16 protein-coding genes are annotated in these 15,363 nt (G+C 66.6%); 4 read left to right on the top strand and 12 right to left on the bottom strand.

What is annotated here, in order from left to right; translation table 11 throughout:
• Positions 1-58 precede the first annotated feature (58 nt).
• The 4 genes from FHR94_RS04065 to FHR94_RS04050 all read left to right on the top strand — a co-directional run bounded on the left by FHR94_RS04065 (position 59) and on the right by FHR94_RS04050 (position 4,299).
• A complete protein-coding gene (locus FHR94_RS04065; protein ID WP_183324341.1) occupies positions 59-493 on the top strand; it encodes a PAS domain S-box protein in 435 nt (144 codons plus the stop codon).
• A gap of 201 nt (positions 494-694) precedes the next feature.
• A complete protein-coding gene (locus tag FHR94_RS04060) occupies positions 695-895 on the top strand; it encodes a PA3496 family putative envelope integrity protein (RefSeq protein WP_183324340.1) in 201 nt (66 codons plus the stop codon).
• 177 nt (positions 896-1,072) lie between these two features.
• Positions 1,073-2,734 (top strand): energy-dependent translational throttle protein EttA, encoded by a 1,662-nt coding sequence (gene ettA / locus FHR94_RS04055; RefSeq protein ID WP_183324339.1) that lies wholly within the window; start codon positions 1,073-1,075, stop codon positions 2,732-2,734.
• A 197-nt stretch (positions 2,735-2,931) separates the two neighbouring features.
• Complete coding sequence (locus tag FHR94_RS04050; RefSeq protein WP_183324338.1) at positions 2,932-4,299, top strand: DUF2254 domain-containing protein; 1,368 nt, start codon at positions 2,932-2,934, stop codon at positions 4,297-4,299.
• On the opposite strand, the gene lpxL is transcribed toward FHR94_RS04050, so the two are convergent.
• The 12 genes from lpxL to FHR94_RS03990 form a co-directional block, all read right to left on the bottom strand.
• The gene (gene lpxL / locus FHR94_RS04045) at positions 4,293-5,204 is read right to left on the bottom strand and encodes an LpxL/LpxP family Kdo(2)-lipid IV(A) lauroyl/palmitoleoyl acyltransferase (protein ID WP_183324337.1); all 912 of its coding nucleotides are present in this window, start codon (positions 5,202-5,204) and stop codon (positions 4,293-4,295) included. The genes FHR94_RS04050 and lpxL overlap by 7 nt on opposite strands.
• A 55-nt stretch (positions 5,205-5,259) precedes the next feature.
• Positions 5,260-6,381 carry an alanine racemase gene (alr, locus tag FHR94_RS04040; RefSeq protein WP_183324336.1) on the bottom strand — a complete coding sequence of 374 codons (1,122 nt, stop codon included), beginning with the start codon at positions 6,379-6,381 and terminating at the stop codon, positions 5,260-5,262.
• Positions 6,382-6,642: 261 nt separating this feature from the next.
• Positions 6,643-7,629 (bottom strand): RNA polymerase sigma factor RpoS, encoded by a 987-nt coding sequence (gene rpoS / locus FHR94_RS04035; RefSeq protein WP_183324335.1) that lies wholly within the window; start codon positions 7,627-7,629, stop codon positions 6,643-6,645.
• A gap of 115 nt (positions 7,630-7,744) precedes the next feature.
• Entirely contained in the window at positions 7,745-8,842 is a 1,098-nt protein-coding gene (locus tag FHR94_RS04030) for a peptidoglycan DD-metalloendopeptidase family protein (protein WP_183324334.1), read from the bottom strand.
• Positions 8,835-9,818, bottom strand: a complete 984-nt coding sequence (locus FHR94_RS04025) for a DUF368 domain-containing protein (protein WP_246389828.1) — start codon at positions 9,816-9,818, stop codon at positions 8,835-8,837. Before FHR94_RS04025 ends, FHR94_RS04030 begins: the two co-directional genes overlap by 8 nt.
• A 10-nt stretch (positions 9,819-9,828) precedes the next feature.
• On the bottom strand, positions 9,829-10,509 hold the full coding sequence (locus FHR94_RS04020) for a protein-L-isoaspartate(D-aspartate) O-methyltransferase (RefSeq protein ID WP_183324333.1): 681 nt from the start codon (positions 10,507-10,509) through the stop codon (positions 9,829-9,831).
• The gene (surE, locus tag FHR94_RS04015) at positions 10,496-11,242 is read right to left on the bottom strand and encodes a 5'/3'-nucleotidase SurE (RefSeq protein ID WP_183324332.1); all 747 of its coding nucleotides are present in this window, start codon (positions 11,240-11,242) and stop codon (positions 10,496-10,498) included. Before surE ends, FHR94_RS04020 begins: the two co-directional genes overlap by 14 nt.
• Complete coding sequence (truD, locus tag FHR94_RS04010) at positions 11,214-12,335, bottom strand: tRNA pseudouridine(13) synthase TruD (RefSeq protein ID WP_343064628.1); 1,122 nt, start codon at positions 12,333-12,335, stop codon at positions 11,214-11,216. The genes surE and truD overlap by 29 nt, the downstream gene beginning before the upstream one ends.
• Positions 12,328-12,816 carry a 2-C-methyl-D-erythritol 2,4-cyclodiphosphate synthase gene (gene ispF, locus FHR94_RS04005; RefSeq protein WP_281375927.1) on the bottom strand — a complete coding sequence of 163 codons (489 nt, stop codon included), beginning with the start codon at positions 12,814-12,816 and terminating at the stop codon, positions 12,328-12,330. The genes truD and ispF overlap by 8 nt, the downstream gene beginning before the upstream one ends.
• Complete coding sequence (ispD, locus tag FHR94_RS04000) at positions 12,816-13,568, bottom strand: 2-C-methyl-D-erythritol 4-phosphate cytidylyltransferase (RefSeq protein ID WP_183324330.1); 753 nt, start codon at positions 13,566-13,568, stop codon at positions 12,816-12,818. Before ispD ends, ispF begins: the two co-directional genes overlap by 1 nt.
• A complete protein-coding gene (gene ftsB, locus FHR94_RS03995; RefSeq protein WP_183324329.1) occupies positions 13,565-13,903 on the bottom strand; it encodes a cell division protein FtsB in 339 nt (112 codons plus the stop codon). The genes ispD and ftsB overlap by 4 nt, the downstream gene beginning before the upstream one ends.
• A 156-nt stretch (positions 13,904-14,059) precedes the next feature.
• The gene (locus FHR94_RS03990) at positions 14,060-15,118 is read right to left on the bottom strand and encodes a transporter (RefSeq protein ID WP_183324328.1); all 1,059 of its coding nucleotides are present in this window, start codon (positions 15,116-15,118) and stop codon (positions 14,060-14,062) included.
• Positions 15,119-15,363 lie beyond the last annotated feature (245 nt).

Genomic DNA, 15,363 nt, shown 5'->3' with positions numbered 1-15,363 from the left:
CGTCCCCCCGGAGCCAGCCCGGCCCCACCAGGACAGGACCCGCCACAGGAACGCCCTGATGAAACGATCTCCCCTGATCAGCCCGGCTCTGCTGGAGCGCATCGTCGACGCCTCGGAGGATGGCATCGTGGTCGCCGAGCAGGAGGGCGACGAGAACATCCTGATCTACGTCAACCGAGGATTCGAGCGCCTGACCGGTTACAGTGCCGACGAGATCCTCTACCGCGACTGCCGCTTCCTGCAGAACGAGGACCGCGACCAGCCGGCCCTCAAGGTGATCCGCCAGGCGCTGGCCGAGGGGCGTCCCTGCCGCGAGGTGCTGCGCAACTACAAGAAGGACGGCACCCTCTTCTATAACGAGTTGTCGATCACCCCGGTCTATGACGAGGATGACAACCTTACCTACTACATCGGGGTGCAGAAGGACGTCAGCGAGCGGGTCGAGGCGCAGATGGAACTCGAGCGCCTCAAGGTGGAATACGGCCTCTCGTGAGCCATCCTTGGCTCGCTCCCTCCGCGAAGTGTGTCGTAAAAAGTCGCCGCCAGGGGGTTGTACTCCTCACCCAGTCCCGATATATAGCCAGCAGGTAACGACCGTTGCCGACAGGCGCTTCGGGCTCCGAGCACCTCCGGACGAGAAGCGATGTGTACGACACCGGGCCGCGCTCGGTACTTGGCCATGGGAGGACTTCGCATGCGCCCCGATTCCCTTCACGACGACTTCTACGACGAGGACGACCACGACGATGCCGTCAATGACGAGGACTATCGCCGTGCCCGCCCGACCAGCCGCGCCGAACAGCTGCGCGCCCGGCGGCGCCTGGAGGGCCTGCTGGAGGAGCGTCGCCTGAGACGCGCCATCGAGGACACCTGGGACCTGGAGGAAGAAGAGTAGCGCCGAGCGCCGAGCGCCGAGCGCCGAGCGCCGAGCGCCGAGCGCCGAGCGCCGAGCGCCGAGCGCCGAGCGCCAGGCAGGATAGGTCCGAGACCCGGCGCGGTCCACGGCTGGCCTTCGCGGGTCTCGGGCTCTATCATCACCGGTCAGTCAAATTCTCCAACCAAGTGGAACTCCATGGCGCAATACGTCTACACCATGAACCGGGTGGGCAAGGTCGTGCCCCCCAAGAAGCAGATCCTCAAGGACATCTCGCTGTCCTTCTTTCCGGGTGCCAAGATCGGCGTGCTGGGCCTCAACGGCGCCGGCAAGTCGACGCTGCTGCGCATCATGGCCGGCGTGGACACCGAGTTCGAGGGCGAGGCGCGTCCGATGCCGGGCATCAATATCGGTTATCTGCCCCAGGAGCCTGAGCTCGACGACGAGAAGAACGTCCGCGAGACCGTGGAGGAGGCGCTGGGCGCGATCAAGGAGGCCCAGGAGAAGCTCGACGGCGTCTATGCCGCCTACGCGGAGCCTGACGCCGACTTCGATGCCCTGGCCAGCGAGCAGGCGCGTCTGGAGAACATCATCGAGGCCGCCGATGCCCACAACCTGGAGCGCAAGCTGGAAGTGGCCGCCGAGGCCCTGCGCCTACCGCCCTGGGAGGCCAGGGTGGGTAACCTCTCGGGAGGTGAGCGTCGTCGCGTGGCGCTGTGCCGCCTGCTGCTCTCCAATCCCGACATGTTGCTGCTCGACGAGCCTACCAACCACCTGGACGCCGAGTCGGTGGCCTGGCTGGAGCGTTTCCTGCACGACTATTCTGGCACCGTGGTGGCCATCACCCACGACCGCTACTTCCTCGACAACGTGGCCGGCTGGATCCTCGAGCTGGACCGCGGCCAGGGCATCCCCTTCGAGGGCAACTACTCCCAGTGGCTCGAAGCCAAGGAGAAGCGCCTGGAACGGGAAGCCAAGCAAGAGGCCTCGCGCCAGAAGGCGATCAAGCAGGAGCTGGAGTGGGTACGCTCCAACGCCAAGGGCCGCCAAGCCAAGAGCAAGGCGCGCCTCAACCGCTTCGAGGAGATGCAGTCCGGCGACTTTCAGAAGCGCAATGAGACCAACGAGATCTACATCCCGCCCGGTCCGCGCCTGGGTGACAAGGTCATCGAGTTCCACGACGTCACCAAGGCCTTCGGTGACAAGCTGCTCTACGAGGACTTGAGCTTCACCGTGCCACCCGGGGCCATCGTCGGCATCGTCGGCGGCAACGGTGCGGGCAAGTCGACGCTGTTCAAGCTGATCACCGGCCAGGAGCAGCCGGACGCCGGCGAGGTGGTGATCGGCGAGACCGTCGACATCGCCTACGTGGAACAGTTGCGCGATGCCCTCGACGACAAGCAGACGGTGTGGGAAGCGGTCTCCGACGGCCAGGACATCCTCAACATCAACGGCTACGAGGTGTCGTCGCGCGCCTACGTGGGCCGCTTCAACTTCAAGGGCAATGACCAGCAGAAGTTCCTCAAGGATCTCTCCGGCGGCGAACGCGGCCGCCTGCAACTGGCCCAGACCCTCAAGCAGGGCGCCAACGTGCTGCTGCTCGACGAACCGTCCAACGACCTGGATATCGAGACCCTGCGCGCCCTCGAAGAGGCCCTGCTGGCCTTCCCCGGCTGTGCCCTGGTGATCTCCCACGACCGCTGGTTCCTCGACCGTATCGCCACCCATATCCTCGGCTTCGAGGGGGAATCCCATGTGGAGTTCTTCGAGGGCAACTACACCGAGTACGAGGCCGATCACAAGAAGCGCGTAGGCGATGACACCCCGCACCGCATGAAGTACAAGCGCATCGACGCCTGACCGGCTTCGCCGGAGCGGTAAGAACGCCCGCTTCGCGGGCTGAAGCTTGAAGCTGGAAGAAGACCCCACCACCGCAAGGTTCGTGGGGTTTTCTTATGGCTTTACGGCTTAGCGCTTGCAGCTCCCGGGGATAGCGCGGGGTTGCCCCGAACGACAAGACGCGCCATAAGGGGGGCACTTCCCGCGAGGAGTCACCCATGCGCGTCCTGCTTTCCTGGCCTATCCGTCTGTTCAAGGCCTACCGACAAAGCATCGCCTACCTGCCGTCGGTACTGGCAGTGGCTTACGGGTTGCTGGGCCTTTCGGCCCTGCTGCTGCCGATTTCCAACGAGCACCTGCCGACCCCGGTCACCGCGCTTGGCCTGGAAGCCCCGGGCAACACTCGCTCACTGCTGGCGGCCCTGCTCGGCGGCATGATCTCGCTGATGGTATTCAGCTTCTCGATGGTGATGTCGGTGCTGTCCCAGGCCGGTGGCCAGTTCTCACACAAGCTGGTGTTCGGCCTGATCTCGGAGCGGCCCCACCAGTGGGTGCTGGGCCACTACCTGGGCACCATCCTGTTCATCCTGATGCTGCTGATCGTGCCGGATGTCGCCAGCGGCGAGACCGCCTGGCGCTCGCTGGCGATCTACCTGGCCTGCGCCATGGTCGTCCACTGCCTGGGGCTGTTCGTCTATTTCATCCATAATGCCTCGGAGTCGATCCAGATCGACGCCGTGGCCTCCGGCCTGCACCGCACCACCCTGGCCGCCCTGCGCGTCCTGCAGGAACGCCAGCGGGACGCGGCGTGGCGCTTCCTGCCGACCGTGGTGCCGACGGGTCACCCCCGCCATGTCGTGCACGCCCGGCGAGCCGGCTACCTGCAGAACGCCGACCTCCCGGCCCTGGCCAAGCTGGCGGCACAGGGCGACGGTATCGTGCACCTGCACTTTCGCTTCGGGGACTATGTGGTCGAGGGGCTGCCGATCCTGTCGCTGGAAGCCGAGACACCGCCGGGAGAGACGTGGTGCGACGAGGTTCGCGCCACCCTCACCTATGTGGAGGGGGAGTCGATCACCGAGCACCATGTGTACGGCCTGACCCAGCTGATGGAAGTTGCCATCAAGGCGCTGTCGCCGGGCGTCAACGACCCCGGCACGGCACGGCTGTGCATCCACCGGCTGACCGACTTGCTGGCCCGCCAGCTGCAATGGCAGCCCAGCAACACCCTGCTGGACCAGAGCGGGACACGGCGGGTGACCTGGCCGCTGGAGCGCTTCGATGACCTGCTCTACCGACTCTTTCATCCCATCCTGCACTACGGCCGGCAGGACGTGAGCATCGGCCTGGGCCTGCTCAAGGCCCTGAAGACCCTGTCGCTGTTCGCCAAAGGCGAGGATCTCGAAACCCTCCAGGCCCATGCCGAGCGGGTCATCGAGACGCTGGCCCGTACCGCCCACCACCCGCTCGACCGACGCTTCATCGCCTCACGGTTGACCGCTGGTACCCACCGCCTGGATCTACCGCTCCAGCTGCCGACCCCAGAGGGCCAGGCGCGTGGCCGCGGTGGGGAGCGGACTCAGTAGAGCCGGGCTTGCCCTCTGGGACGGGTCTTGAAGCGGCGATGCAGCCATAGGTACTGCTCGGGATGACGCCGGATGGCGGCCTCGATGACGGCGTTGATACGGGCGGCATCTGCCACCTCGTCGCCGGAGGGGAAGTTCTCGAGTGGTGGCAGGTACTCGAGGGTATAGGTGCGGTCGTCGGGATTGCGATGGAAGATCAGCGGCATCACCGGCGCCCCGGTCATACGGGCGATCTTGGCGGTAAGCTTGATGGTCGCCGCCTCGACGCCGAAGAAGGGGGCGAAGACGCTGGCGCCGCGGCCGAAGTCCTGGTCCGGCGAGTACCAGACGTTGTGGCCCGACTTGATCCGGCGCACCACGCCGCGCAGATCATGGCGGTCGATGGCGGTACCGAAGATGCGCTTGCGAGCGCGGGTCATGAAGCGTTCGAAGAGCGGGTTGTCATGGGGCCGATAGACCACGTCCGCAGGGAAGAACAACGAATGCAGCGCCCCGCCCAGGTCCAGGGTCGAAAAATGGATGCCGATGATCAGCGCCCCCTTCCCTTTCGCCTGGACGCGCGCCATGTGCTCCTGCCCCTTGAAGGTGACCCGGTGGCGCAGGTGCTCGGGGTCCCGGCACCAGGCGGTGGCTGTTTCCAGCAGCCCGATCCCGTTGGCGATGAAGGTTTCCCTGACCAGCCGACGCTGCCGCGCCTCATCGAGTTCGGGAAAGCACAGGCGGATATTGGTCGCGGTGATGTGTCGCCGCCGCTTGGCGAGGCGCCAGGCGGCCAGCCCGATCGCCTTGCCCACCCACAGCTTGAGTCGCCATGGCAACCAGGCCCCGGCGCGCATCGCGCCGATGGCCAGCCAGGTGTTCCAGTAGCGGGGATGGGCGTGGCTCATTGGGGGCCAGACCCCCATTGACGTCTCCTGTCCATGGCAAGGCTCCAGTTGAATCGGCTGGCTCATTGGGATCTCAATGGGGGTCTGTCCCCGACAGGCCACCATGATAGCGTCTGGGCACCCGCGGCAGCACCCCGGTGAGCAGGGTGTAGCTGATGGTATCGCAGTGTCGGGCCACCTCGTCCACCGACAGCACTGCACCATTCGACGCCCGCCCCCACAGGATCACCTCGCTGCCGATATCGGCGTCGGGCAGGTCAGTGAGGTCGACGGTCAACATGTCCATGGAGACCTTGCCGACGAGGGCAGCACGCCGGCCTGCCACTAGCATCGGGGTGCCGTCCACGGCATGGCGGTCATAGCCGTCTCCGTAGCCGCAGGCCACCACGCCGATACGCGAGGGCCGGGGGGTGTGCCAGCGCCCACCGTAGCCTACCGGTTCGCCCGCAGGCAGCTCGCGCACGGCGATGATCGCGGAGCGCAGGGTCATCACCGGTGCCAGCCGCCGGCTGGCCGCATTGGCCACCTCCAGGGGATCGCTGCCGTAGAGCATCACCCCCGGGCGGTTCCAGGCGCCGTGACTCTCGGGCCGCGCCAGGGTCGCCGGGGAGTTGGCCAGGCAAGTGGGAGCCCCAAGCCGCTCGGCGAGTTCCTGAAGCAAGCTGGACTGGCGTCGGAAGTAGGCCGTATTCACGGCATCGGCGGTGGCGAAATGACTCATCAGATGCAGGTCGCAGGCATGCGCCGGTGCCTCGGTCAGGCGCGACCACACCTCGGCGGCTCGCGCCGGGGGAAAGCCCAGGCGATGCATGCCGGAGTCCACCTTGATCCAAGTCGGGATGGCGCGCTTGGGCCGGTACGCCAGCAGAGCCTCCAGCTGCCAGTCACTGTGTACCACCAGCCACAGGTCCAGTGCCTCGACACGTTCGAGCTCGGCGGGTTCGAAGATCCCTTCCAGCAGCAGGATAGGGGTAGTGATACCGTCCTGACGCAGGGCCTCGGCCTCTTCGAGGCAGGCCACGGCGAAGGCTGGCGCCCGGCCCTGCAGGGCCCGGGCACAGGCTACGGCCCCATGGCCATAGGCATCGGCCTTGAGCACCGCCATCGACTGGCTTGCGGGGGCCAGGTCGGCGGCCAGGCGGTAGTTGTGACGCAGGGCCTCAAGGTCGATCTCGGCAATCAGCGGGCGGGCCATCATGCACTCCGGACAGCGGCAGGTAAAAGCCTCATTATTTACCAATAAACCGGATAAATCATGGCCTTATAGACCAAACTAAACCATGAATGCCAAAATAACATTCGCTAAAAGGCAAGAATGCAGAAATAAGCACCACCCTCAGCGATCACCACACAACAGGACCCGGTGGTAGCGGCCGTTTACTCGCCACGCCTGCCGCCACAATGCAGACAGCCAGGACGCATCCTGGCTGTCTGCCATGACCGGTATCACGCGCCGTCACTCGAAGATGGCGTCCAGCGAGAGCCCCTGTTTGTCGAGCAGGCGGCGTAGCTTCTTGAGCGCCTCCACCTGGATCTGGCGGACCCGTTCCCGGGTGAGGCCGATCTCCTCGCCAACCTGCTCGAGGGTAGCGGCCTCATGCCCCCGCAGGCCGAAGCGACGGACCACCACTTCGCACTGCTTCTCGGTGAGCTCGGCCAGCCAGTCGTCCACATGCTGCTTGACGTCGCCGTCCACCAGCGTGGATTCCGGTCCCAGATCGTTGTCGTCGGCCAGGGTCTCGATAAGGGGCTTGTCGCTCTCGCTACCTACCGGATAGTCGACGGAGGAGATGCGCTCGTTGAGCCCCATCATCTTCTTGACGGTTTCCACCGGCTTGTCGAGGTAGTCGGCGATCTCCTCCGCGGTCGCCTCGTGATCCAGCTTCTGGGTCAGCTCGCGGGCGGCCCGCAGGTAGATGTTGAGTTCCTTCACCACATGGATCGGCAGACGAATGGTGCGCGTCTGGTTCATCAGCGCCCGCTCGATGGTCTGACGGATCCACCAGGTGGCATAGGTGGAGAAACGGAAGCCTCGCTCCGGATCGAACTTCTCGACCGCCCGGATCAGGCCCAGATTGCCTTCCTCGATCAGGTCCAGCAGCGTCAGGCCGCGGTTGAGGTAGCGCCGGGCGATCTTGACCACCAGGCGCAGATTGGACTCGATCATCCGCGCACGACCGGCGGGGTCTCCTTGCTGGGCCAGGCGGCCGTAGTGAACTTCTTCCTCGGGCGTCAGCAGCGGCGAGAAACCGATCTCGTTGAGATAGATCTGCGTGGCATCGAGGCTGTGGTGATAGTGCTTGTCCTCCCGGTTCAACGCCTTCTCGAAGGCCGCGGCATCCACGGCCTCCTCCTCGTCAGCCTCGCTCTCGACGGCGTCGTCATCCACCTCGTCGGCCGTCTCGAGATTCACATCCTGAAGGTCCCGTTCAAGCATGCTCATCGACTGCTACCCCATCGGTTGCGACTGCTCACCGCCTGCACCGGCAGGAACAGGATCGGTGCACAAGATTATTATTGTGTGACGAACGCCTCCCGAGGCGGGATGTCGAGCCGAGTCAGCGCGGGGGCAGAAACTCCAGGGGATCCTGGGGCTGACCATCCTTGCGGACCTCGAAATGAAGCCTGACATCTTCGGCATCGCTGTCGCCCATGATGGCGATCACGTCACCGGCCTCGACCACGTCGTTCTCCTTGACGCGCAGGGAGTCATTGTGTGCGTAGGCGCTGAGGAACTGGTCGTTGTGCTTGAGCAGGATGAGGTTGCCGTAACCTCGTACACCACTGCCCGCATAGACGACGATTCCCGGCCCCGCTGCCTTGACAGGTTGCCCCTTTTGTCCGGCGATATCAATGCCGGCGGTAATGGTGCTGCCCTCACCGAAGGCCCCCACGACGTCGCCATCGGCGGGCCACCGCCAGGCCACTTCCTTGACCGGCGTGTAACGCCGTTCGCGGGGTCGCTCGCTGTCCGCCTCCCCGGCTACCGCGGCACCGGCATCCGGCCTGGCGGGTTTATCGGCAGGCGGCTCAGCCGAGGCCGGGGCATCATTGGTGGCCGCCGAGCGCGTCCTGTTCCCGGTGGACGCCTCGCCGGCCTCACGGCGCTCACGCTCGGCCCGGTCACGCTCGCTCAGACGACCATCGGCCCCCGGGCTGTCCAGGCTGACTACCGGCCCCGGGCCTGATGCCTCGTCGGTCTGCGCCGACGCGGGGGCCGGGTCCTCTTTCTCGGCCTCGGCACGCTCGTCCGATTCGTGCGGCGCATCGGGCAGCACCCAGTCCAGGGACTCGTTCCCTCCCCCGGATACGGCCGCCGTGCCGCCAAGCGCCGTGGCCACGGCGCCGCCGGCCTCCCGCGCCGGGGCCGCGTCGCTTTCCGCCGGCCCATTGCCTCCCAGCACCAGGGTCTGCCCTGTCTGGATACGGTAGGGCGGACCGATACGGTTCAGGCGGGCCAGGTCACGATAGTCCATGTTGTGGCGCCAGGCGATGCCGTAGAGGGTGTCACCGGCCTTCACGGTGTACTCGCCGGGCGTGGCGGTCGAACGGCTCATCGAGAGGTCGCGCACCTGGACCGGCGGCGCCTTGCTCTGGTTGACGGTGCAGCCGGACAGGGCCAGGGTCAGGCCCGAAATCAGCAATATCCTATACATTGGAGCCTTCCTCCTTGTCAGCACCAGGTCGTGTTCCGGCGGGTGTCGTCGCTGCCGGGCGGTTCACCCGGCTGATCAGCAACACCAGGGCGACACCGGCCAGCATCAGCGCCACCACCGCCGGCAGTCGCGCAGGGTCGCCGGTCAGGACGGTGAAGTCCCCCGGGGTAAGATAACGGTAATCGAGCGGGATCATCTGGCCCTCCGGGCCCAGTTGGTAGCGTACCAGCTCACGCCAGGGCCAGAGTACCGGCAGGGAGCCGACGATGAAGCCCACCAGCAACTGCAGGGTGGCGGTATGGTGATACGCCAGCAGCCAGGAGAGCAGACGCGAGAAGACGAACAGACCAACCAGACAGCCGAGGCCGAAGAGGCCGAGCAGGCCCACATCGAAGCTGCGGATGCCGTCCATCACGGTGCCGTAGAGCCCCATGGCCAGCAGCAGGAAGCTGCCCGACACGCCGGGCAGCAGCAAGGCGCTGATGGCGATGGCGCCCCCCACCACCAGGATCAGGTCGGGGCTGCCGAGGCGGGCGACCATCGGCATTAGCGATGGCAGGGCTTGAGCCAGCAGCAGCCCGACCACCAGGGGCAGCAGATGCCACCACCGCCAGTCAGTGGGATGACGGCCGACCACCAGCACCGACGCGGCTACCAGGCCGAAGAAGAAGCCGTTGAGCAGCAGCGGATGGTCGTCCATCAGCCACACCACCAGATGCGCGACGCTGACCAGGCTGGCCAGGATGCCGGTCAGCAGCGGCACCACGAAGGACAGATTGAGATGGGCGACCAGCCCGCGCAGCCCCCATCGGCGCCAGGCCCCGATGGCAGAGGGCCCGAACTGTCGGATGGTGTGAATCAGTTCCTCGTAGATGCCGGTGACGAAGGCGATGGTGCCGCCGGAGACGCCGGGCACGGCGTCGGCGGCCCCCATGCCGGCTCCGCGCAGAAAGATACCGAGATGACGCTTCAACAGCTGACTCCTTTCAACGAATGACGCCTTCCAGCAAGGGCACGAAGCGGACCGATTCCAGGCGCTGCCGCTCGAAACGCTCGCCATGGCGACGCACCCGGGTCAGCCACTGGCAGCCGGTGCGATCCGCCAGCGGCGCGATCAGCACGCCCTGCTCCGCCAGCTGAGCCAACAGGGGCTCGGGCAGCTCGCCGGCACAGGCGGTGAGCAGGATGACATCGAAGGGGGCGGCCTCCGGCCAGCCATGTCCGCCATCGGCCAGGCGCAGGTGCACGTTGTCGATGCCGAGTTGGCCGAGCCGGTGGCCGGCCCGCCGGTGCAGGGCATTGATCCGCTCCACCGACCAGAGTTCCTTCACCAGACGCGAGAGCACCAGGGTCTGATAGCCGGAGCCGGTGCCGATCTCCAGGACCCGCCCGGGTACCTCCTGCACCACCAGTTCGGTCATGCGGGCCACCATCCACGGTTGGGAGAGGGTCTGGCCGTGGCCAATGGGCAGCGAGGTATCCTCGTAGGCACGATGCGCCAGGGCCTCGTCGAGGAACAGGTGGCGCGGCTCGGTGGCCAGCACCTCCAGCACCCGCCGATGGCGGATGCCCTGTCTCGCCAGGCGTGCCACCAGGCGATCGCGGGTTCGTTGCGAGGTCATGCCGATGCCCCTGAGGCGATCGGGCTCCAGCTCAGGTGAACGCATTCAGCCAGTCCTGCACGTCGTCGCACGCTGCATGTTGGGTCAAGTCGGTCTGCAGCGGCGTGATGGAGACATAGCCGTTCTCGACGGCGGCGAAGTCGGTATCCGGCCCATCGTCGGCATTCTCGCTTACGGGGGCGATCCAGTAACGCTTACGCCCCCGCGGGTCGCGGACCTCCACCGGCTGCGACGCCGGGCCGCGAAACCCCAGGCGAGTGACGCGAAAGCCACGGATCTCGCTCCAGGGCAGGTCCGGCACATTGACATTAAGCAGGCTGCGTGGCGGCAGCGACAGCTGATCCGCCGCGCCCACCAGGCTAGCCGCCACGCGCCCCGCACTGTCGAAGTGGCGACTGCCCATCAGCGACATGGCGATGGCCGTCATGCCCAGGCTGCGCCCTTCCATGGCGGCCGCCACCGTGCCCGAATAGAGCACGTCGTCGCCCAAGTTGCCACCGTGGTTGATGCCCGATATCACCAGGTCGGGACGCTCGTCCCAGACCCCGTTGACGCCCAGATAGACACAGTCGGCGGGGGTACCATCGACACTGTAGAAGCCGTTCTCCATGGCCGTAAGGGCCAGGGGCCGGGTCAGCGTCAAGGAGTTGCTGGCGCCGCTCTTGTCGCGGTCCGGCGCCACCACGCGCAGGCGCGCATGGGCGATCAGGGCGTCATGCAGCGCCCGCAGGCCCGGGGCATGTACTCCGTCATCGTTGGACAGCAGCAGACGTCGCATCCTCGCCTCCTTGCAGGGGCCCCGCGGGGGGCGTTCGAAAACTCAGGCTGGGGTGGGCGATCAGCTCGCGCAGCACGGCCGTGGCGAAGCCGCCTCGTGCCAGCGTGAAGGACAGCCAGGCCTCGCCCTCGCCGGCCTCGAACCTCGGCGCCTCCAGCCGCAGGCGCAGGGGGCGTCGACCGAGCCGTACGCCGGCCCGCTCGAGGCCGGCACAGAGTGCCGGGTAGTGATCTGCCAGGTCTCGCTCACGAGCCAGCGCCTCGCCCTGGGCCACCGAGCCACCGATGCCCCAGAGGATCCCCGAGGGGTGCAGGTCGAGGCGCTCGGCACGCTCGCGCAGCGAGGCATCGACGGCCTCGGCGGTGAACTGGCTGGCACTGCCATCGAGGACCACCACCTCCCCCGGCAGCGGCGTGGCCCAGTTGCCCTCGCGGACGCGTTCGGCCAGCAGCGTGTTGAACAGGAAGCTGCGCGCCGCCGAGAGCAGCATGCCCTCGCGGTCATCCCGCTTGCGCCAGCCGCCGGCCAGCACCCTGACCGCACGGTGCAGGTTACGACCTTCGGGCCCGAAGCGCTGGGGGCCGAAATAGTTCGCCACCCCATGCTGGCAGAGCCAGGCCCAGCGCTCGGCGAAGCCGGGATCCTCCAGCGCCGGGCCGGTGAGACGCAGCCGGAAGCGATTGGCGCGGTGTACGCCGCGCTTGAGCTTGCGTGGGTGCCGCGTCTGGGCCAGCAAGGTGAGCGAGGCGCTCGCGAGTGCGGCTTCGAGGTCAGCGGGTGCCTCGCGCCCCGGCAGGTGCACCGAGAACCACTGCCGGGTGACCGCCGAGCGGTCCTTCATGCCGGCATAGCCGACATCCCGGGGGGAGACCCCACAGGCCCAGGCCAGCTGGCGGGCCCCCATGGCGGTGGTCAGGTCGCGCTTCTCGATCCACAGCCAGAGATGCTCGCCGTGACCCTCGGGTGCGAAGTCCAGGCACTCCTCGACCCGGAACGCCTCTGGTGTGGCCCGATAGCCCCCGGCGGCCGGAGCGCCGAAGCGTGCATCCAGCACCCGGGGCCAGGCCGGTGGCCAGTCGATGGCATCAGTCACCGGCCGCCTCCGTGGCAATCAGCAGGGCCACGGCCTCGGCGGCGATGCCTTCACCGCGGCCGATGAAGCCCAGCCGCTCGGTAGTGGTGGCCTTGACGTTGACCGCCGCGCTCGAGACCTGAAGATCCTCGGCGAGGTGGGCGGCCATGGCCGGGAGGTGAGGCGCCATTCTGGGTGCTTGAGCGATCACGGTGGCATCCAGGTTGCCGAGCCGGAAGCCCGCCCGGTGCACCAGCGCCACCACGTGGCGCAGCAGGGCCCGGCTGTCGGCACCGGCCCAGGCCGGGTCGGTATCCGGGAAATGACGGCCGATGTCGCCCAGCCCACAGGCTCCCAGCAGGGCATCGCAGATCGCGTGCAGCAGGACGTCGCCGTCGGAGTGGGCGACGAACCCCTGGTCGAACGGAATGGCCACGCCACCGATCATCAGGTGATCTCCCGCACCGAAGCGGTGCACGTCGACGCCGTGACCGATACGCATCATGTGTCTCTCTCCCTCTCGACAGGCGGCCCGATGATAGCGGGCGGTGTTGTCCCCGAGGCGACCTGGGCGGCCAGCACCCGCTCGGCCAGGGCCAGGTCGTCGGGGTGAGTGATCTTCAGGTTATCGCGGCGCCCGGCCACCAGTCGGGGCGCCATGCCCAGGGTCTCGACGGCGGAGGCCTCGTCGGTCACCAGGACACCGCAGCCCGGCGCCATGGCCAGGGCGCGACGCAGCAGCCCGTAGCGAAATCCCTGGGGTGTCAGGGCCTGCCAGAGCCCCTCGCGGGATTCGGTGGCGGCCACCCGGCCGGCGCCATCGTCACGCTTCATGGTATCGGCCACCGGCGCGGCCAAGAGTCCTCCTACCGGATCCTCGGCGATGACCGCGTACAACCGGGCAAGGTCCTCGACAGTCACGCAGGGCCGGGCCACGTCGTGGACCAGCACCAGGTCCTTGGCGTCGGCTTCCAAGGCGATGGCATCGAGGGCATTGGCCACCGAGTCGGCGCGCTCGGCCCCGCCGTTGACACGACGCCAGTCGGTAAAGGGTACCCAGGCAGGATCGAAGTGGTGATCGTCGGGATCCAGGCAGAGGCAGAGCCGGGCCTCGGGGAAGGCGGCATGCAGCCGCGCCAGCGTATGAGTCAGGACGGGCCGCCCAGTTAGCATCAGGTACTGCTTGGGCAGCGCAGCGCCCATGCGCCGGCCACGGCCGGCTGCCGGCACCACCAGCCAGAGACGCTCGCTCATGGCGCCCCCTTACCCGGCTGGGCCGCCGGTTCGCCGTGGCCCGGCTTATCGGCCGGCGCCGCCACGCCGGGCACCCAGAAGAACTGCTCGTCGCGGCGCACCATGCCGATGTCGCTGCGGGCGCGCTCCTCGATGGCCGCCAGCCCCGTCTTGAGGTCGACCACCTCGGCGGCGAGACGCGCATTGCGCTCGCGCATGGGGCGGTTCTCGGCCTCCATGGCCGCCACCCGCTGGCGCAGCTCGGTCAGCTCATTGAACCCGCCTTCCCCCAGCCACAGGCGATACTGCAGCAGGACAAGCAGGGTGATAAGCAGGATGGACAGCCACTTCAGCATCCGGGCCTTCCGCCATGACGTTTCAATGGCGGGCATTATGCCATCATGTGCCGGGCGCCGGCGAGGTGCCAACGCCTGGCCCGAGGCAAGCGGACATCAGAAGTAGCTGGCAGGGCGGGCCGAAGGACCCGCCGCCGCGCATGGGTACCGGAAGGCTTACATCTGGAAGGGCATGCGGAAGGTCAGGCTGACATCCGAGGCATCATCGGTGAGCCCTACCCCCAGGCTGGTGACGAGGGAGGTACTGTCGCTCATGGCATAGGTCCCGCCCAGGCTCATTACCCCGACATTGGCATCGCTGCCGATCACCTCACGGGTCCCCCCTTCCTCGGTCGTCGTTTCCGACTTCTTGATGTACTCATGGGCATAGGAGAGCGACAGGCTGAAGCGTTCATTGAGAGCAAAGGCCGTGCCGAAGCCGGCGCGGATGCTGTCCCCCAGCTTGACGTCGCCCGGCTGGTCGCCGTCCGTTGCCGAGATATCGTCGAAGCTCTCCTCGAAGTTGTAGGTGAAGCCCAGGTTGGCGAAGACGATCGCCGGGTCCAGAGTCTTGAGCGCCGAGATCCCCGTGCTCACCCCCCAGACGCCATTGCCCGTGGGTAGTTCGGTGGGTACAAATAGATTGTCCCCCGCTTCTCTGGTCGCAATGCCGTAGGGGTCTGTACCGGTGGGCGCCCGGACGGCGAAGTTCCATACCAGGTCGGGGCGGGTCTCGGTCTCCGGCAGCATCCGGTAGGCGAAGGTCAGGCTGATATCCCCTACATCCGACTCATCCACCGAGGTTTCTTCATTCTGCTCAGTATCATTATCGGCCCCGATCGACTGGTAGGTGCTGCTGCGATAGACGAAGGGGAGATTGAGGCCCACCTCGAGCCGGTCGGTCAGGCCGTAGCGGGTATTGATATCGAAGGTAGTGATGTGGCTTTCGACCGTATCGACATCGATATTGCCCAGGAAGATGGCATCCAAGGCCAGGAAACCGCGCAGCGCCAGCTGGGAGCGATCGGAGTAGGAGTAGTTGATGCCCGGTTCGATGGTCAGCCGGTCCGAGAAGAGCGCGTGTTCCTCCCTCAGCACATTCTCCACGCTCTGGCTGGGTCGGGCCTGACGCACCACCTCGCCGTCGTCACCGGTCATCTGCGCCTGCACTGCCGTGGCCCCTCCGAAGGAGGCCGCCATGAGGAAGAGGGAGAGGGGTGGCACCCGCTTCGTCATGAAAACATCTGTTTTTTCCACACTCATCTCCTTGTGCCTCTACTGTCTGCCGGACCTCGGCTGTGTATATTGCTGGTTACCGATGACTAGCGTATTAAGCTAGCCAAGTGTAGACCACCCCTCCGTTGGTCGTCGTCAGCGCAGCGTGCCTGACCAGTCCTTACAGTCACAGGCCTCACGCCATGCCTGGCGCACCACAACAAACACCCGGCCTGCTCGGCAGGCCGGGTGGCATGTGGCACCGT

The organism is Halomonas cerina (genome assembly GCF_014192215.1).
GTDB classification, from domain to species: domain Bacteria; phylum Pseudomonadota; class Gammaproteobacteria; order Pseudomonadales; family Halomonadaceae; genus Halomonas; species Halomonas cerina.
The sequence above is the reverse complement of the archived record's forward strand: the minus strand, read 5'-3'. Positions and strand labels throughout refer to the sequence as shown.